This is a genomic window from Caballeronia sp. Sq4a (assembly GCF_023170545.1).
Lineage (GTDB): Bacteria > Pseudomonadota > Gammaproteobacteria > Burkholderiales > Burkholderiaceae > Caballeronia.
This window is the reverse complement of record NZ_CP084250.1, coordinates 2,338,841-2,361,842: the sequence shown is the minus strand read 5'-3', so window position 1 is coordinate 2,361,842 and position 23,002 is coordinate 2,338,841. Positions and strand designations below refer to the sequence as shown.

Annotated in this window: 22 protein-coding genes; 16 read left to right on the top strand and 6 right to left on the bottom strand. The window is 63.7% G+C overall.

Going from position 1 to position 23,002, the window contains the following annotated elements; translation table 11 throughout:
* Positions 1-16: 16 nt before the first annotated feature.
* Entirely contained in the window at positions 17-406 is a 390-nt protein-coding gene (locus LDZ24_RS11195; RefSeq protein ID WP_244847224.1) for a hypothetical protein, read from the bottom strand.
* Between the two features lie 259 nt (positions 407-665).
* Positions 666-1,094: a ferric iron uptake transcriptional regulator gene (fur, locus tag LDZ24_RS11190; RefSeq protein WP_159836963.1), complete on the bottom strand. Its 429-nt coding sequence runs from the start codon at positions 1,092-1,094 to the stop codon at positions 666-668.
* A gap of 239 nt (positions 1,095-1,333) precedes the next feature.
* Between fur and LDZ24_RS11185 the strand changes: the two genes are divergently transcribed.
* From LDZ24_RS11185 to LDZ24_RS11145, 9 genes are all read left to right on the top strand, one after another.
* A complete protein-coding gene (locus LDZ24_RS11185; protein ID WP_248320499.1) occupies positions 1,334-2,131 on the top strand; it encodes an outer membrane protein assembly factor BamE in 798 nt (265 codons plus the stop codon).
* A gap of 126 nt (positions 2,132-2,257) precedes the next feature.
* Positions 2,258-3,055 (top strand): 4-hydroxy-tetrahydrodipicolinate reductase, encoded by a 798-nt coding sequence (gene dapB, locus LDZ24_RS11180; RefSeq protein ID WP_248320498.1) that lies wholly within the window; start codon positions 2,258-2,260, stop codon positions 3,053-3,055.
* A 14-nt stretch (positions 3,056-3,069) separates the two neighbouring features.
* The gene (locus tag LDZ24_RS11175; RefSeq protein ID WP_248320497.1) at positions 3,070-3,735 is read left to right on the top strand and encodes a MotA/TolQ/ExbB proton channel family protein; all 666 of its coding nucleotides are present in this window, start codon (positions 3,070-3,072) and stop codon (positions 3,733-3,735) included.
* 10 nt (positions 3,736-3,745) lie between these two features.
* On the top strand, positions 3,746-4,168 hold the full coding sequence (locus LDZ24_RS11170; RefSeq protein WP_248320496.1) for a biopolymer transporter ExbD: 423 nt from the start codon (positions 3,746-3,748) through the stop codon (positions 4,166-4,168).
* A gap of 331 nt (positions 4,169-4,499) precedes the next feature.
* Positions 4,500-7,094, top strand: a complete 2,595-nt coding sequence (gene leuS / locus LDZ24_RS11165) for a leucine--tRNA ligase (protein WP_248320495.1) — start codon at positions 4,500-4,502, stop codon at positions 7,092-7,094.
* 59 nt (positions 7,095-7,153) lie between these two features.
* Positions 7,154-7,705 (top strand): LPS assembly lipoprotein LptE, encoded by a 552-nt coding sequence (gene lptE, locus LDZ24_RS11160; protein ID WP_175945307.1) that lies wholly within the window; start codon positions 7,154-7,156, stop codon positions 7,703-7,705.
* A 21-nt stretch (positions 7,706-7,726) separates the two neighbouring features.
* A complete protein-coding gene (gene holA, locus LDZ24_RS11155; protein ID WP_248320494.1) occupies positions 7,727-8,809 on the top strand; it encodes a DNA polymerase III subunit delta in 1,083 nt (360 codons plus the stop codon).
* Between the two features lie 108 nt (positions 8,810-8,917).
* Positions 8,918-10,189 (top strand): glutamate-5-semialdehyde dehydrogenase, encoded by a 1,272-nt coding sequence (locus LDZ24_RS11150; protein WP_248322341.1) that lies wholly within the window; start codon positions 8,918-8,920, stop codon positions 10,187-10,189.
* 20 nt (positions 10,190-10,209) lie between these two features.
* Positions 10,210-10,626: a CopD family protein gene (locus tag LDZ24_RS11145; protein ID WP_248320493.1), complete on the top strand. Its 417-nt coding sequence runs from the start codon at positions 10,210-10,212 to the stop codon at positions 10,624-10,626.
* 27 nt (positions 10,627-10,653) lie between these two features.
* Here the strand turns inward: LDZ24_RS11145 and LDZ24_RS11140 are convergent, their stop codons facing one another.
* Complete coding sequence (locus LDZ24_RS11140; RefSeq protein WP_248320492.1) at positions 10,654-11,493, bottom strand: MurR/RpiR family transcriptional regulator; 840 nt, start codon at positions 11,491-11,493, stop codon at positions 10,654-10,656.
* 299 nt (positions 11,494-11,792) lie between these two features.
* On the opposite strand from LDZ24_RS11140, the gene edd reads away from it, so the two are divergent.
* From edd to LDZ24_RS11105, 7 genes are all read left to right on the top strand, one after another.
* Entirely contained in the window at positions 11,793-13,700 is a 1,908-nt protein-coding gene (edd, locus tag LDZ24_RS11135; protein WP_248320491.1) for a phosphogluconate dehydratase, read from the top strand.
* An 80-nt stretch (positions 13,701-13,780) separates the two neighbouring features.
* Complete coding sequence (gene eda / locus LDZ24_RS11130; RefSeq protein ID WP_248320490.1) at positions 13,781-14,413, top strand: bifunctional 4-hydroxy-2-oxoglutarate aldolase/2-dehydro-3-deoxy-phosphogluconate aldolase; 633 nt, start codon at positions 13,781-13,783, stop codon at positions 14,411-14,413.
* 536 nt (positions 14,414-14,949) lie between these two features.
* Positions 14,950-15,474: a transposase gene (locus LDZ24_RS11125; protein ID WP_248320380.1), complete on the top strand. Its 525-nt coding sequence runs from the start codon at positions 14,950-14,952 to the stop codon at positions 15,472-15,474.
* The gene (gene tnpB / locus LDZ24_RS11120) at positions 15,450-15,803 is read left to right on the top strand and encodes an IS66 family insertion sequence element accessory protein TnpB (protein WP_045463971.1); all 354 of its coding nucleotides are present in this window, start codon (positions 15,450-15,452) and stop codon (positions 15,801-15,803) included. The genes LDZ24_RS11125 and tnpB overlap by 25 nt, the downstream gene beginning before the upstream one ends.
* A gap of 30 nt (positions 15,804-15,833) precedes the next feature.
* On the top strand, positions 15,834-17,414 hold the full coding sequence (locus LDZ24_RS11115) for an IS66 family transposase (protein WP_248320381.1): 1,581 nt from the start codon (positions 15,834-15,836) through the stop codon (positions 17,412-17,414).
* Positions 17,415-17,742: 328 nt separating this feature from the next.
* A complete protein-coding gene (locus LDZ24_RS11110; RefSeq protein ID WP_248320489.1) occupies positions 17,743-19,107 on the top strand; it encodes a GntP family permease in 1,365 nt (454 codons plus the stop codon).
* Positions 19,108-19,117: 10 nt separating this feature from the next.
* A complete protein-coding gene (locus LDZ24_RS11105) occupies positions 19,118-19,612 on the top strand; it encodes a gluconokinase (protein ID WP_248320488.1) in 495 nt (164 codons plus the stop codon).
* A 68-nt stretch (positions 19,613-19,680) separates the two neighbouring features.
* Here LDZ24_RS11105 and purB read toward each other — a convergent pair whose 3' ends face one another.
* From purB to LDZ24_RS11090, 3 genes are all read right to left on the bottom strand, one after another.
* A complete protein-coding gene (gene purB, locus LDZ24_RS11100) occupies positions 19,681-21,069 on the bottom strand; it encodes an adenylosuccinate lyase (protein WP_175945015.1) in 1,389 nt (462 codons plus the stop codon).
* 88 nt (positions 21,070-21,157) lie between these two features.
* Complete coding sequence (gene murU, locus LDZ24_RS11095) at positions 21,158-21,859, bottom strand: N-acetylmuramate alpha-1-phosphate uridylyltransferase MurU (RefSeq protein ID WP_248320487.1); 702 nt, start codon at positions 21,857-21,859, stop codon at positions 21,158-21,160.
* A 13-nt stretch (positions 21,860-21,872) separates the two neighbouring features.
* Entirely contained in the window at positions 21,873-22,898 is a 1,026-nt protein-coding gene (locus tag LDZ24_RS11090) for an aminoglycoside phosphotransferase family protein (RefSeq protein ID WP_248320486.1), read from the bottom strand.
* Between the last annotated feature and the right edge of the window lie 104 nt (positions 22,899-23,002).

Below are 23,002 nucleotides of genomic sequence, written 5' to 3'. Positions count from 1 at the left end.
TGTTTTTTGCGCGGCGTTATGCGAACCGCTGGCGCAGGAACGATATGACGTACGGCGTCGCGGCGGCCGCAACGGTCGACGCAGTGCCCGGGTCCAGGCCCATGCGCGCGCCGATGGATTCCGCGATGCGTCCGGTCAGCACGCCTTCGCCGCCTTCTTCCAGCGACTTGAAGAAGCCGTCGCCGCGCACGAGTCCCGCCGCGAACGCCGCGAAGAAGCTCTTGCCGGGATGGTCGCCCAGCAAGCCCTGGCTCTGCTCTTCGGCGTGCGCGTGCGCCGTTTCCGCAGCCGTACTAAGCATTTGCTGACTGTCTTCCTGGCTGAAGCCCTGATCGGTCAACGCCTGCGTGGCTTGCGCCCCGTGCGACGAAGACAGAAATTCTGATACGAGTTGTTGCACGTCCATTGACGTTACTCCTTTTGACGTTCGCTGATTGCAGGTCCGCGGAAAGCTGATTGAAGCCACGGAGGGCTAGCGATCGCTCGCGGCCGGTGCTATGACCGCGGCTGTCGCGGGAAGTGCCTGCGTCGGCGGAGACGAGCGTCGTTATCGGAATTCGCCGCATAGGGACGAAATGGACGAAACAAAACCGCCGTCCATCGAAGCCGATGGACGGCGGCTCATTTTCGTCACTATGCGTTCGCGCCGCCCCGGGCGCGTTCGCTCAGTGCTTGCGGTGCGGGCAGTTTTCCTTCGTGCAGGCGCCGTAGAGCGCGAGCGCGTGCTCGTGCAGCTTGAAGCCGCGCTCCTTCGCGATGGACTGCTGGCGCCGTTCGATCTCGGCGTCGAAGAACTCTTCGACGCGCCCGCAGTCGATGCAGACGAGGTGATCGTGGTGCGAACCTTCGTTCAGCTCGAACACCGCTTTGCCCGATTCGAAATTGCTTCGCGACAGCAGGCCCGCTTGCTCGAACTGCGTGAGCACGCGGTACACGGTGGCGAGCCCGATATCGAGCTCTTCATTGAGCAGATTGCGATACACGTCTTCAGCGGTCAGGTGACGCACCGGACTATGCTGGAAGATTTCCAGAATCTTGAGGCGGGGCAGGGTCGCCTTGAGCCCGATATTTTTCAGATCGGAGGGATTGGTCATGGCTAGGCATCCCTAGAGTACAATTCAAGGTTCTCATAGTAATGCGTTTTTCCGAATCCTGACATCTCATGCGGAAAGTACGCAAAACCGCGCGGAAGCTACGCAGAAGCCACGCAGTAGTCACGCAGAAGCGCACTGAGAGCGGAACGAGAAGCGCGGCGTTGTCAGTGTCATCGGCGCTGTGCGCGAAAGGTGAAATGATCTCAAAATTTTTATCGAATTGCAGGGAGAGCCGTCGCATGCGGGGAACCATCATCGCAGCAACCCTCGCCGCGCTGCTCGCGGGTTGCTCGACGTACGACAGCGTCACGCAGAAGATCGCGCAGAGCATCACGCCATACCGCATCACGGTCGTGCAGGGCAACTTCGTTTCGCAGGAAGCGGCGAGCCAGATGCAGGTCGGCATGTCGCGCGATCAGGTCAGGCAACTGCTCGGCACGCCGCTGCTCACCGACATGTTCCACGCGGACCGCTGGGACTACGTGTTCTACTTCAAGCGCGGCTCCACCTCCGTCGTGCAGCAGCGCGACTTCATCGTGAACTTCGCGAGCGATCGCGTCGTGAGCTGGTCGGGCGGCGAGAATCTGCCGTCTAACCTCGAACTGCTCGCCGAGATCGACGGCGACCGGGGCCTGAAGGTCGCGAAGGCGCCAACGGCGCCCGCAGCGGTTGCGGCATCGGCATCGGCGGCGTCGGCAAGCACCGTGACCGCGCCGGTCGGCGAGCCGTCCACGCAGCCGAACACCGCGGCAGCCTTCGCGGGCGATGCGAACCAGCAGGCCGCGCAGGCAGCGAATCGCGCGACGGCGCAAGTCGAAATGCCGACTGGCCGCACGCAATCGTCCGTGCGCCCGAACGTGCCGCAAAGCGCGGGCGCGGCGCCCGGCGCGGCCAGCGTGGGCGGCAACTCGCAGATCCAGTTGCAGCGCAAGCCACAGACGATCACGATTCCGGACAGCAGCGCGGTCGGTCCCGCGAGCACGTCGCCGGCTCCGGCCAACGCGGGCGGGCAAGCGCAGTTCAGCATGCCGCAGTAACGCGGCGAAGCATCGTCGGGAAGGCGCGCCGTTCGCGCCTTGCCGGACAGACCGGCGTCGCGGGCGCTCCCGCGTGACGCCGTATCAATCAGCCGCGCTCGCCGCGCGGTTCAACACGAGACAGCCATGAAGATCGCCATCGCCGGGGCGTCAGGCCGCATGGGCCGGATGCTGATCGAAACCGTTCTCAACGACCCCGAGGCGCAACTCGTCGGCGCGCTCGACCGTCCGGGCGTGCCGCAACTCGGGCAGGACGCAGGCGCGTTTCTCGGCAAGACCACCGGCGTCGCGCTCACCGACGACATCGAGCGCGTGTTCGCCGACGCCGACTATCTGATCGACTTCACGCGCCCTGAAGGCACGCTCACGCATCTGGAAGCGGCGCTGCGTCACAACGTGAAGATGGTGATCGGCACCACCGGCTTCTTCGACGAGCAAAAGGCGCAGTTGAAGCAGGCGGGCGACAAGATCGGCGTGGTCTTCGCGCCGAACATGAGCGTCGGCGTGAACGTGACGCTCAAGCTGCTCGAATTCGCCGCGAAACAGTTCGCGCAGGGTTACGACATCGAGATTATCGAGGCGCATCATCGGCATAAGGTGGATGCGCCGTCCGGCACCGCGCTGGCGATGGGCGAAGTCGTGGCCCGCGCGCTCGGCCGGAATCTGAACGACTGCGCCGTCTATGCGCGTGAAGGCGTGACCGGCGAGCGCGATCCGTCGACCATCGGCTTCTCGGCGATACGCGGCGGCGATATCGTCGGCGATCATACGGTGCTGTTCGCGGGCATCGGCGAGCGCATCGAGATCACGCACAAGTCCGCGAGCCGTCTGTCGTACGCGCAGGGCGCGCTGCGCGCGGTGCGCTTCCTCGCCGCGCACGACAAGGGCTTCTTCGACATGCAAGACGTGCTCGGCCTGCGCTGAGGCGTTTACGGACGATGGCGGCAACGGGCGTTATCCACTATCTGCAAAGCGGCGATGCCGTCACGCATGCGGTCGCGGGCGTGCTGCTCGCCATGTCGCTCGCGAGCTGGTGCTTCCTGCTCGTGAAGGCGTGGGTGCTCGCACGCGCAAAATGGCAAGGGCCGCTCGCGCTGCAACGCTTCTGGCAGGCATCGACGCTGAAAGACGGCATCGCCGCGTTGCGCAGCGCGGACCGCGAGCGCGTGTATCTGCCGCTCGCCGAAGCGGCGTGGCGCGCCTCCGAAGCGGAAGTACCCGGCGCGCTGCTCGCCCGCGTCGAGCGCAACGAGCGCGTGTTGCGCGCGCTGCGCCAGGCGTTGCTGCGCTCGCAACGTCGGCTCGAATTCGGACAGGTGTTGCTCGCGTCGGTGGGCAGCACGGCGCCCTTCGTCGGCTTGCTCGGCACGGTCTGGGGCATCTATCACGCGCTCGGCAGCATTGCGGCGAGCGGGCAGGCGATGATCGAAAACGTCGCGGCGCCGGTCGGCGAGGCGCTCATCATGACCGCGTTCGGGCTCGTCGTCGCGATTCCGGCGGTGCTTGCGTACAACGTGCTCGGCCGCTACGTGCGGCAGATCTCTGAGGAACTCGACGGCTTCGCGCACGATCTGCACGCGTTCGTTTGCGGCGAGAAAGAATAGGGAGCGCGCGATGGCCTTCGGCGGACTCGACAACAAGCCCAACGGCTCGCCCATGGCCGACATCAACATGACGCCGCTCATCGACGTCATGCTCGTGTTGCTGGTGATCTTCATCATCACCGCGCCGCTTTTTACGCACGCTATCCGGCTGGATTTGCCGAAGGTCTCGTCGCAGCCTGCGCGCGAGACGCCGCAGACCATCACGCTTTCCATCGACGATACTGGCAAGCTCTATTGGAACGACGCGCCAATCAGCGCCGCTGACATGCGCGCGCGCTTCGCCGCAGCCGGCAAGGCGGCCGACAAGCCGGAACTGCATCTGAGGGCGTCGAGCGCCACGCGATACGAAATCGTCGCGCAGGTGATGGGCGCGGCGCAGCAGGCCGGAATCGAGCGGATCGGTTTCGTGACGCAGCCAGTGCCGGCGCGCTGACACGCTCGGATTCGGCCTATGCCGTTCGGCTGAATTGCCGGACGACCGCGCGCCGCGCAAACTTGCGGCGATTGTTCCAGTGAATGGCCCCGGAATTCGCGCGGCCAGCGGCTTTACGAATCCAGGACACGCGGGGAGCGGACGGTATAATCGCCCTTTGCCCGTCCAACGCGTCCCGCGTCAATCAGAGCAGGCCCGATTCCGCCGTTGCATCGCGCGGGTCGCGCCGGCCGGTCGACCACGCAGCGTCTGGATTCGCCACCGCAAGCCAGCGGCCAAGCCCAACGAAGCTCGCGCCCGTTCACAGCATCAAGCGTAAAGCCACCACACCATGCACGATAAATACGTACCCGCCGACGTCGAATCCGCCGCGCAGAGCAACTGGCGCGCGAACGACGTCTACCGGACGACCGAGACGTCGGCCAAGCCCAAGTTCTACTGCGTCTCGATGCTGCCGTATCCGTCGGGCAAGCTGCACATGGGGCACGTGCGCAACTACACCATCAACGACGTGATGTACCGTTATCTGCGCATGAACGGCCACAACACGCTGATGCCGATGGGCTGGGACGCGTTCGGCATGCCCGCCGAAAATGCCGCGATGGCCAATGGCGTGCCGCCCGCGAAGTGGACGTACGACAACATCGCGTACATGAAGAAGCAGATGCAGTCGATGGGCCTCGCCATCGACTGGTCGCGCGAAGTCGCCACGTGCTCGCCCGAGTACTACAAGTGGAACCAGTGGCTGTTCCTCAAGATGCTGGAAAAGGGCATCGCGTACAAGAAGACGGGCACGGTGAACTGGGACCCGGTCGATCAGACGGTGCTCGCGAACGAACAGGTCATCGACGGGCGCGGCTGGCGCTCGGGCGCGCTCGTGGAGAAGCGCGAGATTCCGATGTACTACCTGCGCATCACCGATTACGCCGATCAACTGCTCGACGATCTCGAAGGCCTCGGCTGGCCCGAGCGCGTGAAGATCATGCAGCAGAACTGGATCGGCAAGAGCTTCGGCGTCAACTTCGGCTTCCCGTATGAGATCGACGGCGAGGCGAAGCTCTTGCGCGTGTTCACGACGCGCGCCGACACCATCATGGGCGTGACGTTCGCGGCGATCGCGGCGGAGCATCCGCTCGCCACGCGCCTTGCGCGCGATAACGTCGGTTTGCAGGCGTTCATCGAGGAATGCAAGCGCGGCGGCGTCGCGGAAGCCGACGTCGCCACGATGGAAAAGAAGGGCATGGCGACCGGCTTTTTCATTACGCATCCGCTGACGGGCGAGAAGGTCGAAGTGTGGATCGGCAACTACGTGTTGATGTCCTACGGCGAAGGCGCCGTGATGGGCGTGCCGGCACACGATGAGCGCGACTTCGCGTTCGCGAAGAAATACGATCTGCCGATCAAGCCGGTGATCGCCGTCGAAGGCAAGACCTACTCCACCGCGGCGTGGGAAGAGTGGTACGGCGACAAGACGGCTGGCCGCCTCGTCAACAGCGGCAAGTACGACGGCTTGACCACCGAGGAAGCGATCGATGCGATCGCCGCCGACCTGAAAGCCAAGGACCTCGGCGACAAGCAGGTCACCTGGCGTCTGCGCGACTGGGGCATCTCGCGCCAGCGTTACTGGGGCACGCCGATCCCGATCATTCACTGCCCGAGCTGCGGCGACGTGCCGGTGCCGGAGAAGGATCTGCCGGTCGTGCTGCCTGAAGACCTCGTGCCGGACGGCACGGGCAATCCGCTCGCGAAGTCCGAAGCGTTCCTGAACTGCTCGTGCCCCAAGTGCGGCGCGGCGGCGAAGCGCGAAACGGACACCATGGACACCTTCGTCGATTCGTCGTGGTACTTCTCGCGCTACAGCGCGCCGGATGCCGCGACGATGGTCGACGAGCGCACCGATTACTGGATGCCGATGGATCAGTACATCGGCGGTATCGAGCACGCCATTCTTCACCTCTTGTATTCGCGCTTCTGGACCAAGGTCATGCGCGACATGGGCCTCGTGAAGTTCGGCGAGCCCGCCAAGAACCTGCTCACGCAGGGCATGGTGCTCAACGAGACGTTCTATCGGGAAGACGCGAGCGGCAAGAAGACCTGGTACAACCCGCTGGAAGTCACCGTGTCGCACGACGACAAGGGCCGTCCGACCGGCGCGACGCTGATCGCCGACGGCCAGCCGGTTGTGCTCGGCGGCGTCGAGAAGATGTCCAAGTCGAAGAATAACGGCGTGGATCCGCAGACGCTCATCGACCAGTACGGCGCTGACACGGCGCGTCTCTTCGTGATGTTCGCGGCGCCGCCGGAGCAATCGCTCGAATGGTCGGGCGCGGGCGTCGAAGGCGCGAGCCGCTTCCTGCGCCGCGTGTGGCACTTCGCGCACGACAACGCGGAGGCGCTGCGCCAGCACCGCAAGCTGAATGCGTCGAACTTGAGCGACGCCGACCGCGCCCTGCGTCGCGACATTTACACCGTGCTGAAGCAAGCCGATTTCGACTATGGCCGCCTGCAGTACAACACGGTCGTGTCTGCCGCGATGAAGATGCTCAACGCGCTCGACAGCGCGAAGAATGCAGGCGAAGGCGTGCTGAACGAGACCTTCGGCGTGCTGCTGCGCGTGCTGTATCCGGTCGTGCCGCACATCACGTTCCAATTGTGGTCGGAACTCGGTTATGCCGACGAGTTCGGCCCGCTGCTCGACGCGCCGTGGCCGAAGGTCGACGAAGCCGCGCTCGAACAAGCGGAAATCGAACTGGTGCTGCAGGTCAACGGCAAGGTGCGCGGCGCCCTGACCGTGGCGAAGGAAGCAACGCGGGAAGCCATCGAACAGGCGGCGCTCGCGCATGAAATGTTCGAAAAGTTCTCGGAAGGCCGCGCGCCGAAGAAGATCGTCGTGGTGCCGGGGCGTCTCGTCAACGTGGTGGTCTGATGGCCAAAACCTGGGGATTCGATGTGAGCGTCAAAGCCGTCGAAAATCGCGCGGCGCGCGTGAGCCGGCGTACTTTCCTCGCGCTCGTGGGCGGCGCGGTCGCGCTGTCCGCGTGCGGCTTTCAGTTGCGCGGCGAGCAGGACTACGCCTTTAAGCGCCTGGCGATCAGCGGCGGCGCGCCGCAGATGGTCGGGCGGCTCGAGCGCATGGTGCAGGGCGGAAGCGATACGGTCATCGTGAAGCCTTCCGAGAAGCCCGACGCGACGCTCTACCTCAACGAAGGCCAAGGTCTCAGCACACTCAGCCTCAATTCGCAGGGCGTGATCCAGGAATACGAGCTCGTCTACAACCTGAGCTATACGCTCGTCGGCGCGGACGGAACGGTGCTGATTCCGCCTAGCGCTATCGCGCTGAATCGCGCGATGACCTATAGCAACCAGTACACGCTCGCGAAGTCGCAGGAAGCCACGCTGCTCTACAACGACATGCGCAACGACGCCGTGGATCAACTGACGCGCCGGCTCGCGGTCGTGCGTTCGCTGCATCCGACGCCGGCCGAGCAGACGCCGGGTATCGCGCCGCGGGCCCCGTTGCCCACGCCGCCGCTGTAACGGGCTACGCGACCGTCCACCATGCAACTGAAGCTCGACGCGCTCGAAGCGCATCTCGCCAAAGGCCTGAAGGCGCTGTACGTCGTCTATGGCGACGAGCATCTGCTCGTGCAGGAGGCGTGCGACCGCATTCGGGCCGCCGCGCGCGCGGGCGGCTTCACGGATCGAACCGTGTTCACGGTGGAGCGCGGGTTCGACTGGAGCGCGCTCATCGGCGCGACGCAGTCGATGTCGCTTTTCGGCGACCGGCAGCTGATCGAGTTGCGGATTCCGACGGGCAAGCCCGGCAAGGAAGGCGGCGAGTCGCTGAAGATGCTCGCCACCGCCGACAATCCCGACGTCGTGACGTTGGTCACGCTGCCGCGCCTCGATTCGGCAGCGCAGAAGTCCGCGTGGTTCACGGCGTTGATCGGCGCGGGTGTCGCGCTGAAGGTCGATCCGGTCGACCGCGCGCAGCTGCCGATGTGGGTCGGCCAGCGGCTCGCGCAGCAAGGCCAGCGCGTCGCGCCGGGCGAAGAGGGGCGGCGCGCGCTCGTTTTCATCGCGGAACGCGTCGAGGGCAATCTGCTTGCCGCGCATCAGGAAATACAGAAGCTGGGGCTGCTTTATCCGCAAGGCGTGCTTACGTTCGAGCAGATTCACGACGCGGTGCTGAACGTCGCGCGCTACGACGTTTTCAAGCTGAACGAGGCGATGCTGATGGGCGACGTCGGCCGTCTTTCGCGCATGCTCGATGGTCTCAAAGGCGAAGGCGAAGCGGCGGTGCTCGTGCTGTGGGCGCTCGTCGACGAGGTGCGCACGCTCCTGCGCATCAAGCGCGGTGTGACGTCGGGCAAGCCGCTCGCCACGCTGCTGCGCGAAAACCGCGTGTGGGGACCGCGCGAGCGGTTGATCGGCCCGGCGCTTTCGCGCGTGACGGAAGACGCGCTCGAACGCGCGCTCTCGCTCGCGGCGCGGCTCGACCGGCAGGTCAAAGGGCTTTCGGGTAGTTCCGGCGCGGGTGCGCGCGGCAGCGAGCCGCCGCCCGATCCGTGGGCCGGCATGTTCGAACTGGCGATGGCCGTGGCGCAAGGCGCGTCGCCAGCGCCGCGACCGCGTCGCTAGTACGCGCCACGGCTTAGAATGATTCTTTGCGCGTCGGGCCATTCAGCCGGACGCGACTCCCATCTCACTGATGCCGCGCTTTCGCAGCCGGCATACGGAATGATCCAGATGAACATCGACCAGTACATGACCGATCTCGGCCGCCGCGCGCGCCTGGCGTCACGCGCGATGGCGCGGGCGTCCACGGCGGCGAAGAACGCGGCGCTCGTCGCGGTGGCGGATGCGATCGAGCGGGAACGCGACGCGCTCAAGGCCGCGAACGCGCGCGATCTGGATCGAGCTCGCGAGAAGGGCTACGACGCGGCGTTCATCGACCGTCTGACGCTCTCCGACAAGGCGCTCCGCACGATGGTCGAAGGGTTGCGGCAAGTCGCGTCGCTGGCCGATCCGATCGGGGAAATCAGCGGACTCAGGTTCCGTCCGACGGGCATTCAGGTCGGGCAGATGCGCGTGCCGCTCGGCGTGATCGGCATCATCTACGAATCGCGGCCGAACGTCACCATCGACGCCGCCGCGCTCTGCCTGAAATCCGGCAACGCGACGATTCTGCGCGGCGGTTCCGAGGCGCTCGATTGCAACACGGCGCTTGCCAGGCTCATCGGCGAGGGACTGCGGGCGGCGGGGCTGCCGCAGGACGCGGTGCAGGTGGTCGAGACGGCGGATCGCGCGGCGGTCGGCAAGCTCATCACCATGACGGAGTTCGTCGACGTGATCGTGCCGCGCGGCGGCAAAAGCCTCATCGCCCGGCTAATGGAAGAATCCCGCGTGCCGATGATCAAGCATCTCGACGGCATCTGCCACGTGTACGTGGACGACCGCGCCGATCTGGCGAAAGCGGCGGCGATCTGCGACAACGCGAAGACGCATCGCTACGGCACCTGCAACACGATGGAAACGCTGCTCGTCGCGCGCGCTGTCGCCGACGCCGCGCTGCCCATGCTCGCGCGTGCGTTTCAGGCGAAAGACGTCGAACTGCGTGTCGACGCGGCGGCGCGCAAGGTGCTCGAAGCGGCGAAAATTGGCGGGCTCGTCGATGCCACCGACGAAGACTGGAGCACCGAGTATCTCGCGCCAATTCTGGCGGTGAAGATTGTCGATGGTCTGGACGAGGCCATCGACCACATCAACACGTACGGCTCGCATCATACGGACGCGATCGTCACCGAAGATCACGACCGCGCCATGCGCTTTCTGCGCGAAGTGGATTCCGCGAGCGTCATGGTCAACGCGTCGACGCGCTTCGCGGATGGCTTCGAGTTCGGGCTCGGCGCGGAAATCGGCATCTCGAACGACAAGCTGCACGCGCGTGGCCCGGTGGGACTGGAAGGCCTGACATCGCTGAAATACGTCGTGCTCGGCCACGGCGAAGTGCGTCAATAAGAACGACCCAAAGACAAACGATGCTCTGGATCAAATCGCTGCATATCGTGCTGGTCGCCTCGTGGTTCGCGGGGCTGTTCTACTTGCCGCGCATTTACGTCAATCTCGCGATGGAGACGGACCCGGCAGCGACCGCGCGCCTGCTGCTGATGGCGCGCAAGCTCTTTCGCTTCATGACGTTCATCGCGGTGCCGGCGCTCGCGTGCGGGCTGTGGCTGTGGCTGGATGTCGGCATCGGGCGCGGACAGGGTTGGTTGCACGCGAAGCTCGGCATCGTCGTGTTGCTGATTGTGTATCACGCGTATTGCGGCGTTTTGCTGCGCACGTTCCAGCGCGGCGAGAACACGCGCACGGACAAGTGGTACCGCATGTACAACGAGCTGCCGGTGCTCGGCTTGCTCGGCGCGACGCTGCTGGTGGTCGTCAAACCGTTCTGATGTCTCTTCCGTGAGCCCGGCGCCGGCTCACGTTCCCACCCGGCGTCCTTCCAGTACGTCCTTCGCCTCGGCGAGCTTCTCCGCCAACTGCGGACCGCGCGCCAGCGCCAATCCCACCGCCAGAATATCGCCGATTGCGAGATGCGAGACGCGCGACGTCATCGGCGAAAAGATATCCGTGTCCTCATCGACATTCGCGAACAGGCCGACGCTCGCCAGTCGCGCGAGCGGCGAATTGCCGTGCGTGATCGCGATGACTTTCGCCCCGCCATTGAGCGCGGATTTGCACGCATCGAGAATGTCCTTCGTGCGGCCGGTGTTCGAGATGGCGACAACCACATCGCCGGGACCGAGCAGCGCCGCCGACGTCGTGTAGGTATGCGGATCGGCGTACGCGACTGACGGCACGCCGAGGCGGAAAAACTTGTGCTGCATGTCGAGCGCGGCGATGCCGGAGCCGCCCGCGCCATAGAACTCGATGCGCCGCGCATCCGAAAGAATCGCGATGGCCGCCGCCACGCTGTCCGACGACAAGCTGTTCCTCACCGCGATCAGCGCGCCGATGGTGCGGTCCAGCACTTTCGCCGCGACGCCGGCTGCGGGCTCGTCGCTGCGGACGTCGCGGTAGACCGTGGGCACATCCCCTGCGACGCTTTGCGCGAGCCGGATCTTGAACTCCCGGAACCCGGAGAAGCCGAGCGCCTGACAAAAACGCGCGATGGTCGGCTGGCTGACGCCGGCACGGGCTGCGAAATCAGTCATCGAAAGGTCGAGAACTTCGCGCGGCGCTTCCAGCACGTAATCGGCGAGCTTGCGCTCGGACGGGCGCAACTGCTCACGCATTGCTTCGACTTGGGAGAGCAACATCGGAAAACTCGCCTATGCTGGAATTTGCCTGCGACTATAGCCGATGAATCGGTTTGTACAAATACTACATGACGTCGACCGCGGTTCTTAGGGAAATCCCTGAGACATCGATCGGTAAAGGCATTGACTTAGGTGTTCGCTGAATTGGCGGGCGCATTCAGTGCATTGTCATCATGTAGTTTTTCTACTAATATGACGCCAAACGGCCAGCCATACAACAACGACGCAGCCGCCGTTCTTCGCGATTGTCCAATCCACAACTCGACGGCACGCGCGCCGCAGTGAGACAAGGAGCTTCGATGGTTTCCCCGCATTCACAACTCAAGAAGGTCACCGACCGCGTGATCGAGCGCAGCAAGTCCACGCGCGCGGCGTATCTCGCGCGCATCGACGCGGCGCACGGCAAGTTCCCGGCGCGCGGCGCGCTGTCCTGCGCAAACCTCGCGCACGGTTTCGCCGGACTCGAAGGCCAGGAGAAGATCGCGATCAAGGCGGTGCGCGAGCCGAACATCGGCATCGTGTCGTCGTACAACGAGATGCTTTCCGCGCACGCGCCGTACAAGAGCTTTCCGGACATCATCAAGCAGGCGGCGCGCGAACACGGCGGCATCGCGCAATTCGCGGGCGGCGTGCCGGCCATGTGCGACGGCATCACGCAGGGCAACGCGGGCATGGAGCTGTCGCTGTTTTCGCGCGAAGTCATCGCGATGAGCACGGCCGTCGCGCTCACGCACAACATGTTCGACGCGGCGCTGTGCCTCGGCGTCTGCGACAAGATCGTGCCGGGCCTGGCCATCGGCGCGCTGCAATTCGGCCATCTGCCGACCATCTTCGTCCCCGCCGGCCCGATGACGAGCGGCCTCACCAACGACGAGAAGGCGAAGGTTCGCCAGGAGTTCGCGACCGGCAAGTGCAATCGCGACGCGTTGCTCGAAGCGGAAGCCGCCGCGTATCACGGTCACGGCACGTGCACGTTCTACGGGACGGCCAACAGCAATCAGATGCTGATGGAAGTGATGGGCCTGCATCTGCCCAGCGCGGCGTTCGTGCACCCGCACACACCGCTGCGCGATGCGCTCACCGCGGAAGCCGCGCGCCGCGTGCTCGATCTCACGCTCGAGCGCGGGAACTACACGCCGATCGGCCATGTGGTCGATGAGAAGGCGATCGTCAACGGCATCGTCGCGCTGCTCGCGACGGGCGGTTCGACCAATCACACGCTGCACCTCGTGGCGATTGCGCGGGCGGCGGGCATCGTGATCGACTGGAACGACTTCGACGAGTTGTCGCAGGTCGTGCCGCTGCTCGCGAAGATCTATCCGAACGGCAAGGCCGACGTGAACCACTTCCACGCGGCGGGCGGCGTGGCGTTTCTCGTGCGCAATCTGCTGGAAGGCGGCTTGCTGCACGAGGACGTGCAGACGGTCGCGGGCCGCGGCTTGTCGCACTACACGAAGGAGCCGAAGCTCATCGACGGCAAGCTGCAATGGGTCGACGGCGCCGCCGAAAGTCACGACACGAAGGTGCTGCGCGGCATTCGCGAGCCGTTCCAGCCGGACGGCGGCTTGCGGCTCATGCAGGGCAAGCTCGGGCGCGGCGTCATCAAGATTTCGGCGGTGGCGCCGGAGCATCGCGTGGTGAAGGCGCCGGCCATCGTCTTCAATTCGCAGGAAGAAGTGCAGGAAGCGTTCGACAAGGGCGAACTGAAGCGCGATTTCGTCGCGGTCGTGCGCTTTCAGGGCGCGCGCGCGAACGGCATGCCGGAACTGCATCGGTTGACGCCGCTTCTCGGCGTGTTGCAGGATCAGGGCTTCCATGTGGCGCTGGTCACCGACGGGCGCATGTCGGGCGCATCGGGGAAGGTGCCCGCCGTGATCCACGTGTCGCCGGAGGCGCTGTTGCACGGGCCGCTCGGCAAGGTGCGCACCGGCGATATGCTCTTGATCGACGCGCCGGCTGGCGTGCTCGACATCGAGATCGATGCACGCGAGTGGGCGTCGCGCGAAGTCGAAGCGCCGGCGAATCAGGCGGAGAACGAGGTGGGCTTCGGGCGCGAGTTGTTCGGCGTGTTCCGCAGCGCGGCGTTGCCGGCCGAGGAGGGCGCGTCGGTGTTCGGGCCGCTGATCGGCGCGAAGGCCGCGTCGACGGATGGCGGCGCGACGGCGACTGCGGGGCAAGCAGATCGTCAGATGGTGCATGGACGCTAGCGAATCGAGCCACAGTTCGAACCTGAAGAAACCCGCGGTCGGACGACAGCGCCGCCGCACACAAGAAGGAGTCGCATCACATGAAGACGGTAAGCGAAATCGTGCGTCTGGGCCCGGTCATTCCGGTGCTCGCATTCGATTCGGTCGAGCAGGGCGAACATGTATCGCGGGCGCTGCATGCGGGCGGCGTGAAGGTGCTCGAAATCACGCTGCGCACGGCGGCGGGCATCGGAGCGATCGAACGCGCGAGTCAACTCGCGGAGGACATCGTCGTCGGCGTTGGCACGATCACGAAGCCGGAGCATTGCGAGCAGGCGAAGAAGGCTGGCGCACAGTTCGGCGTGTCGCCGGGCTTGACGAAAGACATGCACAAGGCCGCGCAGGACGCTGGATTGCCGCTGCTGCCGGGCGTGATGACGCCGAGCGACATCATTACCGCGATGGAACTGGGCTATGAGATCGTGAAGTTCTTCCCCGCGCAGCAGGCGGGCGGCGTTCCGATGTTGCAGGCGTTTTATGGGCCGTTCCCGAATCTGAAGTTCTGCCCGACTGGCGGCATTACTGCGGAGACGGCGTCACTGTTTCTCGCCCAGCCGAATGTGGTCTGTGTCGGGGGATCCTGGCTGACGCCGAAGGCGGCCCTCGCTGCACAGAATTGGGAGGAAGTGACGCGGCTGGCGCGAGCTGCGAGCACGCTCGCGCCGCAGAAGTGAGGTCTTGAAGCGCCGTGCAGAGTCTGGGCCTTTTCGGCGATCGACTGCGACGGGCTCGGGCTTTGAATCCGCGTGACAAGAGCCGAACCGCAGGCGCTGTTTCCCTGGTCAATGCGTTGATGAAAGTCGCCGCTGTAATAGAACAAGGTTCAGCGCCGTTGCGGAACTGGACCTTGTCTGCGGCCGGCCGAGTGCCTGCTGCCCTTGCGGAGGCAGATTTTCCGCGTTTCGATGTTCGCCGTTCGGCGAACCACGCAAAGCGGCCGAATCTGCTGCTTAGCCGCAGAACCTATCGCAAAGAACCGACCCTCCTCCGAGCGTCGGTTTTTGTTTTTGGGCGTCCACATCGCCGAACGTTAGGCCGTCAAAACGTCAACTACTCCCATGCTCGCCTGCGACGAGGCTTATCGAGCAGATCCCTGGACGTCTCGTGCACGCACTTGTTAGATAAACGTAAGCGGTCCATCTTCGACGTCTGGCAGTGAGCGACAGTAGCGAGGACCATAGGTGTCCACCTATCTTGGAGGTGGACACCTATGACTGGCATGGACTCAGAGTTGGCAGTAGTGCGTCGCAGCAGCGATGGCCGTCGCCGCTATGACGAAAAAAGTAAACGCGCCTTGATTGAAGCAGCACTTCGTCCCGGAGTATCAGTCGCCGGTCTGGCTCAGCAGCACGGCATCAACGCCAATCTGCTGCGCAAGTGGATCGCGAAGTACCTGGTGGAGCGCGAGAATGGCATTTCGCCAGCGTCGCAGCATAATGGCAACGACGAATACAACCCGCCTCAGCCCGACAAGTCGATTAATGACGTGGCCGTCGATCTGCCAGGGTCGCACCAACCCGTCCCGGTCGCGGTAAAGCCGTCTGCGTTCGTGTCGGTCGTTTCAGCGTCGCCGACACAACCGTCCACACCGCCATCGATGACACTTGCCTTGCATGTGCGTCTGTCGAACGGCGTCGAGCTTGAACTTGGCGGGGCAATCGCGACCATCGACGAATTGACGACCATGGTTCAGATTCTGGGGAGGATGCCGTGTTCCGGTTCGACGACGATCTGAAGGTCTATCTGCACCGCGATCCCGTTGATTTCCGCTACGGCATGAATAGCCTGTCGATTCTCGTCGAGCAGTCGATGCGCCTGAATCCGATGGACACTTCCCTATACATCTTCGGAAACCGGCGTCGCGATCGGATAAAAATCCTTGGCTGGGATGGCAGTGGTTTCTGGCTTCTCATAAAGCGATTGGAGAGAAGCCACTTCATCTGGCCCGACAACAAGGCTGAGATCGTGACGATGACCACCAACGTGCTGCACGCGCTACTCGACGGCGATGACATCACCGCGATTCGACGGCATCCCAAGCAGGAATATCATCGCGTGAGCTGAACAGTGAGGCGGCGTGCAGGTCTAACCGCCATGCCGATCAACGTCACGATCACCGCCGAGGAACTGAAGGCGTTGCTTGCCGAGCGCGATGCTGCACGTGCATTGCGAGAGCAACAGGAGGCATTACGCGGCGCCTTGCGGCTCGTGACGGCCGAGCGCGATCTCGCTGAGGAGCGCCTTCGAGCCTATCGTCGCGAACTGTTCGGCGCGAAGAGTGAAGCACGAGATTCTGATCAACCTAGCTTGTTCAACGAAGCCGAGACGCTCGGCGCGAACAGCGCGCCCGCGCAGGAAGACACGCCGGAGACGACGGTCGCCGCGCACAAGCGCAAGAAGCGCGGTCATCGCAAGCCGCTTGATCCGAATCTGCCGCGCGAGGTCGTGCGACACGAACTGCCCGAAGCCGAACGCTTCTGCACGAACGATGGGCACGCGCTCGTCGAGATAGGCGCGGAGATCAGTGAGCAGCTCGATGTGATCCCCGAGCAGCTTCGGGTGATCCAACACCAGCGCATCAAATATGCGTGCCCATGCTGTGACCTCGGCATCAAGGTCACGCCGGCGCCGCCGCGCATCATCGCGCGCGGACTGTTCAGCGAATCAGCGCTTGCATGGATCGCCACCGGCAAGTATCAGTTCGGCATGCCGCTGTATCGTCAGGCTGGTTTGCTGTGTCGCTTCGGCGGTGACATCTCGTCGAACACGATCGCCGCCAGCATGGTTCGCGTTGGCCTCGCGACCCAGCCCGTGATCAACTTGATGCGCGATGCGTTGCTCGAGGCAGAGCTGATCTACTGCGACGAAACAACGTTCCAGGTACTGAAAGAGAAAGGGAGAAAACCACAAACGAAGAGCTACCTCTGGGCGCAGATGACCGGCTCGGGCGTCCCTATCCGCTGCTTCAGCTATACACCTGGACGCGGCGCCAAGCTGGCCGACAAGCTGTTCACGGGCATCCGCAAGGGCGCCGTTCTAGTAACTGACGGCTACGAGCCCTACAACGACATCGCTCAACGCTACGACCTCGTGCACCTCGGATGTTGGGCGCACCTGAGGCGGTACTTCATCAAAGCGGAGGACAACGTGCCCAAAGTCGCCCGTTCGCCCGATCTGCTCGCGACACGCTTCATCACGCTGATCGGCAAGCTGTTCGCTGCAGAGGCCCGCTCTAAGAAATGGAAGCCTGAGCGACGACAGCGATTGCGACGGCGATACAGCACGCGCATCCTCGACGCCATCTACGCCTTGGCGCTCGCGCAGTCGCCCGGCATCGTGCCAAAAAGTCTGCTTGGAAAGGCACTGACCTATCTACGCGAGCAGTGGCCGAAGCTGATCCGCTATGTCGAGAACGGCAGTTGGCCTATCTCGAACAACCCTTGTGAGAACGCGATTCGCCCCTTCGTCGTTGGGCGCCGTTCATGGCTTTTTAGCGACACGGTTGCAGGGGCAAACGCTAGTGCAAACCTCTACAGCCTCATCGAAACGTGCAAAGCCGGCGGCATCGATCCTTATCGTTACCTCCACTGGTTATTCCAGCGCCTTCCGCTGGCGAAGACCGTCGACGACTACGACGCGCTGCTTCCCTGGAAGATGCCCGCAGATCTCCGCTGACCCACTTCGCTATCACGTATCACGGCGCTCTACCACCTTACTCTGAGCGGCGTCGTTCGTGGATCGCTTACAGATAAACTGCATATCAAGGTCCACCCTGGCGCTCGAGAACATGGCCATCTCCCGAACGTCGCGAAGGAGAGCAAGGCGACGTTCCACAAACGCAACATTGCGTCGGCTCGCCTCTGACGACGCAATCCTCGCTTACCAGTAGAATTCGGTTCGTCCGCGCCGTGCGTGCGCTTGCCGGACATTGCCCGACGAAGCAGGGCAGCGACGGCAAACGCACGGGCAGCGCAAATAATCTCAACAAAATCAAGGAGGCGTTATGCCAGCCGTCCACGGGAGCATGTTGCTGCTCTACGCGGTGATCGCGATCGCGGTTCTGATCCTGATGATCGCCCGTTTCAAGGTTTACCCATTTCTGGTGCTCATGATTGTGTCCGTGTTGCTGGCCCTCGCGGTCGGCATGCCGATGGACAAAATCGTCAAGTCGTTCGAAACGGGCAACGGCAATACGCTCGGCCATATTGCGGTCGTGGTCGGTCTCGGGACCATGCTCGGCAAGATGATGGCCGAATCCGGCGGCGCCGAGCGCATCGCGAATACGCTCATTAATCTCTTCGGCGAGAAGAACATTCACTGGGCGATGATGGTCGTCGCGATCATCGTCGGCTTGCCGGTTTTCTTCGAAGTCGGTTTCGTGCTGCTTATTCCCATCGCGTTCAACGTCGCGAGACGAACCGGCAAGTCACTGTTGCTGATCGGCCTGCCGATGGTCGCAGGTCTTTCTGTCGTGCACGGTCTGATTCCGCCGCACCCGGCCGCGCTGCTCGCCGTGCAGGCGTACCACGCGGATATCGGCAAGACCATCGCGTACGGCCTGATCGTCGGCGTGCCGACCGCGATCGTCGCCGGTCCGCTTTTCGCGCTCTTGATCCACAAGTACGTCAAGCTGCCGGATGCCAACGCGCTCGCCGATCAGTTCACGCAAAAGCATGGCGACACCGAGAAGAAGCGTGACCTGCCGAGCTTCGGCATCACGTTGTTCACCATTTTGCTGCCGGTCATTCTAATGCTGGTCGGAAGCTGGGCCGATCTGGTCTTCGCGCCGAAGACCTTGCCGAACAATTTGCTGCGCTTCATCGGTCAGTCGGACATGGCGCTCTTGATTGCCGTGCTGGTCAGCTTCTGGACTTTCGGCGCGAAACAGGGCTTCAATCGCGAGCAGATTCAGAAGTTCTGCGGCGAGTGTCTTGCTCCTATCGCGGGCATTACGCTGATCGTGGGCGCGGGCGGCGGTTTCGGCCAGGTTCTGCGCGATAGCGGCATCTCGCAGCAGATCGTTTCCACGGCGTCGTCGGCGAACCTGTCGCCGCTGTTGCTCGGCTGGTTCGTCGCTGCACTCATTCGTCTCGCGACGGGTTCGGCTACAGTTGCCATGACGACCGCGTGCGGCATCGTCGCACCGGTCGCGGCGGCAGCGGGCGGGCATGTCACGCCCGAATTGCTGGTGCTGGCCACGGGCTCGGGCTCGCTCATCTTCTCGCATGTGAACGATGGCGGCTTCTGGCTGATCAAAGAATATTTCGGGATGACGGTCGGACAGACGTTCAAGACCTGGTCGTTGCTGGAAACCATCATTTCCCTGATGGGACTCGGTTTGACCCTCGCACTCGCGACGGTCGTGTAAGGAGTTTTAGATGATTCTCATCGCGATGGGCGTGTCGGGCGCCGGTAAGACCCGAATCGGCGAATTGTTGGCGGAGCGCCTGCACTGTCCGTTCACGGACGGCGACGCTTTTCACAGCGCCGCCAACAAGGAAAAGATGCACCACGGCATTCCTCTGACCGACGAGGACCGCTGGCCCTGGCTCAAGACCATACGCGCGGCCATCGAAGAGAAGCAGCGGGCGGGCGAAACGGCGGTGTTCACGTGCTCGTCGCTCAAGCGCTCGTACCGCGACATCTTGCGCGACGGCGACAAGGACGTGTGCTTCGTCTATCTGCACGGCACCTTCGAGACGCTGCAGGAGCGCCTGCAAACGCGCACCGGGCATTTCTTCGATCCGTCGCTGCTGACGAGCCAGCTCAACACGCTCGAAGAACCGGGTGAGGACGAGGCGATCATCGAGAGCATCGAGAAGACGCCCGAGCAGATCGTCGATGACGTGATCGAGGAGCTCAAAACGCGCTGAACGTGTCGTAAAGAGAAAGCCCCGCGCTCGCGAGAGCGTGGGGCTTCTTTTATTGCGTAGCGGCCGCGTTACGCGATGCGCTTCGCCAGTTCCGCCGCCTTGCCGATATACGACGCCGGCGTCATGTCGAGCAGCAATTGCTTCGCGTCGGCAGGAATTGCGAGACCGCCGATGAACGCTTGCAGCGCCTCGCGCGTGATGCCTTTGCCGCGCGTCAGCTCCTTCAGTTGCTCGTACGGATTTTCGATGCCGTAACGGCGCATCACGGTCTGCACCGGCTCCGCGAGCACTTCCCAGCAGTTGTCGAGGTCTTCGTTCAGGCGCGCGGCGTTCACTTCGAGCTTGTCGAGCCCGCGGATCAGCGCGTCATACGCGAGCAGCGAATAGCCGAACGCGACGCCGATGTTGCGCAGCACGGTCGAATCGGTGAGATCGCGCTGCCAGCGCGAGATCGGCAGCTTGTCGGCGAGGTGGCGCAGCGTCGCGTTCGCGAGACCGAGATTGCCTTCCGAGTTCTCGAAGTCGATCGGATTGACCTTATGCGGCATCGTCGACGAACCGATTTCGCCCGCCTTCGTGCGCTGTTTGAAGTAGCCGAGCGAGATGTAGCCCCAGACGTCGCGGTCGAGGTCCAGCAGGATCGTGTTCGCGCGCGCGACGGCGTCGAACAGTTCGGCCATGTAATCGTGCGGTTCGATCTGGATCGTGTACGGATTGAACGTCAGCTTCAGCCGGTTCTCGACGACATCTTTCGAAAACGCTTCCCAGTCGAACTCCGGATACGCCGACAGATGCGCGTTGTAGTTGCCGACCGCGCCGTTCATCTTGCCGAGCAGCGGCACATGCGCGATACGCTCGATCGCACGCGACAGGCGCGCCGCGACGTTCGCGATTTCCTTGCCGAGCGTCGTCGGGCTGGCGGGCTGGCCGTGCGTGCGCGAGAGCATCGGCTGTTCGGCGTGCGTGTGCGCGAGCTTGACGAGGCGCTCATGCACCGAACGCAGCGCGGGCAGGATCACGTGTTCGCGAGCGCCCGCGAGCATCAGCCCGTGCGACGTGTTGTTGATGTCTTCCGACGTGCAAGCGAAATGGATGAACTCGCTTGCGCGCTCCAGTTCCGGCTGGCCCTTGACCGACTCTTTCAGCCAGTATTCGACCGCCTTCACGTCATGATTCGTGACGCGTTCGATATCCTTGATGCGCGCCGCATCGTGTGCGGTGAAGCGGCTGACGAGGCCCAGCAGAAACTGCTCGGCGGCTTCGGAGAAGCGCGGCACTTCGGCGAAACCCGCACGCGACAGCGCGATCAGCCAATGAATCTCGACCGTCACGCGATGACGCATGAAAGCCGCTTCGGAAAGCCAGTCGCGCAGGGCTTCGGTTTTGGCGGCGTAGCGGCCGTCGAGCGGCGAAAGCGCGGTGAGCGCAAAGAGGGTATCGGGGCGGGTATCGGACATGGTGACGTGTCGGCAGCGGCGTGCGGCTGGAGGGAAAAGACGGAAGAACCGCGCATTTTACCATCGGATGCGTCCCATTCCGGGACGCTCAGCGCGCGCGGAGCGCCTCGTCCAGCGACTGAAGCTGCTCCGGCGTGCCGACGTTCTCCCAGCGGCCTACGTACAGTTCACCGGTCGCGCGTCCTTGCGCGATGGTTTCGCGATAGTAGGGCGTCAGCGCGCGCCGCGTGCCGGGCGCGAGATCGCGGAACTTGCGGGTGTCGTAGAGCCCGATGTTGCCGAACGTGTAGCGCGGCGAGCCATCGAGCGCGAGCTTGCCGTCGATCAGCGCAAAGTCGCCGTTCGGATGAAACGGCGGATTCGGCGTCATCACGAGATGCAGGCCCGGCTGTTCGCTGCGCCGGAGTTCGTCGGCGCGGTCTCGCAGCGTCGCGTAGTCGAAATCGCAGAACACGTCGCCGCTCACCGCGATAAACACGCCTTCGCCGATCAACGGCAGCGCCTTCGCGATGCCGCCCGCCGTTTCCAGCGCCTCGCCCTCGGGCGAGAAACGCAACTCGACGCCCCAACGTGATCCGTCGCCGAGCGCCGCTTCGATCTGCCCGCCGAGCCACGCGTGATTGATGACGATAGTCTCGACCCCCGCCGCCGCGAGCCGCTCGATCTGCCAGACGATGAGCGGCTTGCCGCCCGCTTCGAGCAGGGGCTTCGGGCATGTATCGGTGAGCGGGCGCATGCGCTCGCCGCGGCCGGCGGCGAAGATCATCGCCGTCTTCAGGTGTTGGGTCATGCGGAATCGGGAATCAGAACGTGTAGCCGACTTCGACGGCGCGGCCTTCGAGCGAATCGAGCAGGCGCGCGAACGGCCACAGCGGCGCATAACGCTCCGCGACCTTACGGGCATAACCGATGAAACGCGGCAGATCCGCCAAATAGTGTGACTTGCCGTCGCGATAGTGAATGCGCGCGAAAAGACCGAGCACCTTGATGTGCCGTTGCAGGCCCATCCATTCGAGTTGACGGTAGAACTCGCCGAAGTCTAGATCGACGTCCAGTCCGGCCTTCTTCGCGCGCTCCCAGTAATACGCGATGCAATCCAGCTGAAACTCCTCGTCCCAGCTGATGAACGCGTCGCGCATGAGCGAGGCCACGTCGTACGTGATCGGCCCGTACACCGCGTCCTGAAAATCCAGCACGCCGGGGTTCGGCTCGCTCACGATCAGATTACGCGGCATGAAATCGCGCAGCATGAAGGTCTGCGGCTGCGCGAGCGCGCTTTGTGCGAGCAGCGTGAACGTGTCGTCGAGCGTCTTGCGTTCGTCCGCCGTCACTTCGCGGCCCAGATGGCGGCCGATGAACCACTCGGGCATCAGTTCCATCTCGCGGCGCAGGAACGCTTCGTCGAACGGCGGCAGCACGCCCTCGCGCGCCGTCTTCTGGAAGCGGATCAGGCTGTCGATGGCCGCGCGCATCAAGGGCCGCGCGTTCTTCTCGTCGAGCACGGACATATACGTGGTCGTGCCGAGATCGGTGACGAGCATGAAGCCCGCGTCGAAATCCGTTTGCAGGATCTTCGGCACATGCACGTTCGCCGCCTCCAGCAGGCCCGCGACCTGCACGAACTCGCGGCATTTCTCGGGCGGCGGAGCGTCGACGGCGATCAGCGTCTTGCCGTGCTCGGATTCGCAGTCGAGACGGAAATAGCGGCGGAAACTGGCGTCGGCGGAGGCAGGGGCGAGGCTGTCCAGATTCAGCCGATACGTTTCGGCGAAAGTCTGAAGCCAGGAACGGAGTTGCTCGAAGCGGGTGTCGGCGGGATTGTGCGTCATAAATTCGAGAGGCAAAACATCTTGCCATATAATACCCCACGACTTTTTTAAGCGATCCTTGAGCTATCTGTTCGCGCCTGGCGCCAGGCGCCGACGACCGTGCC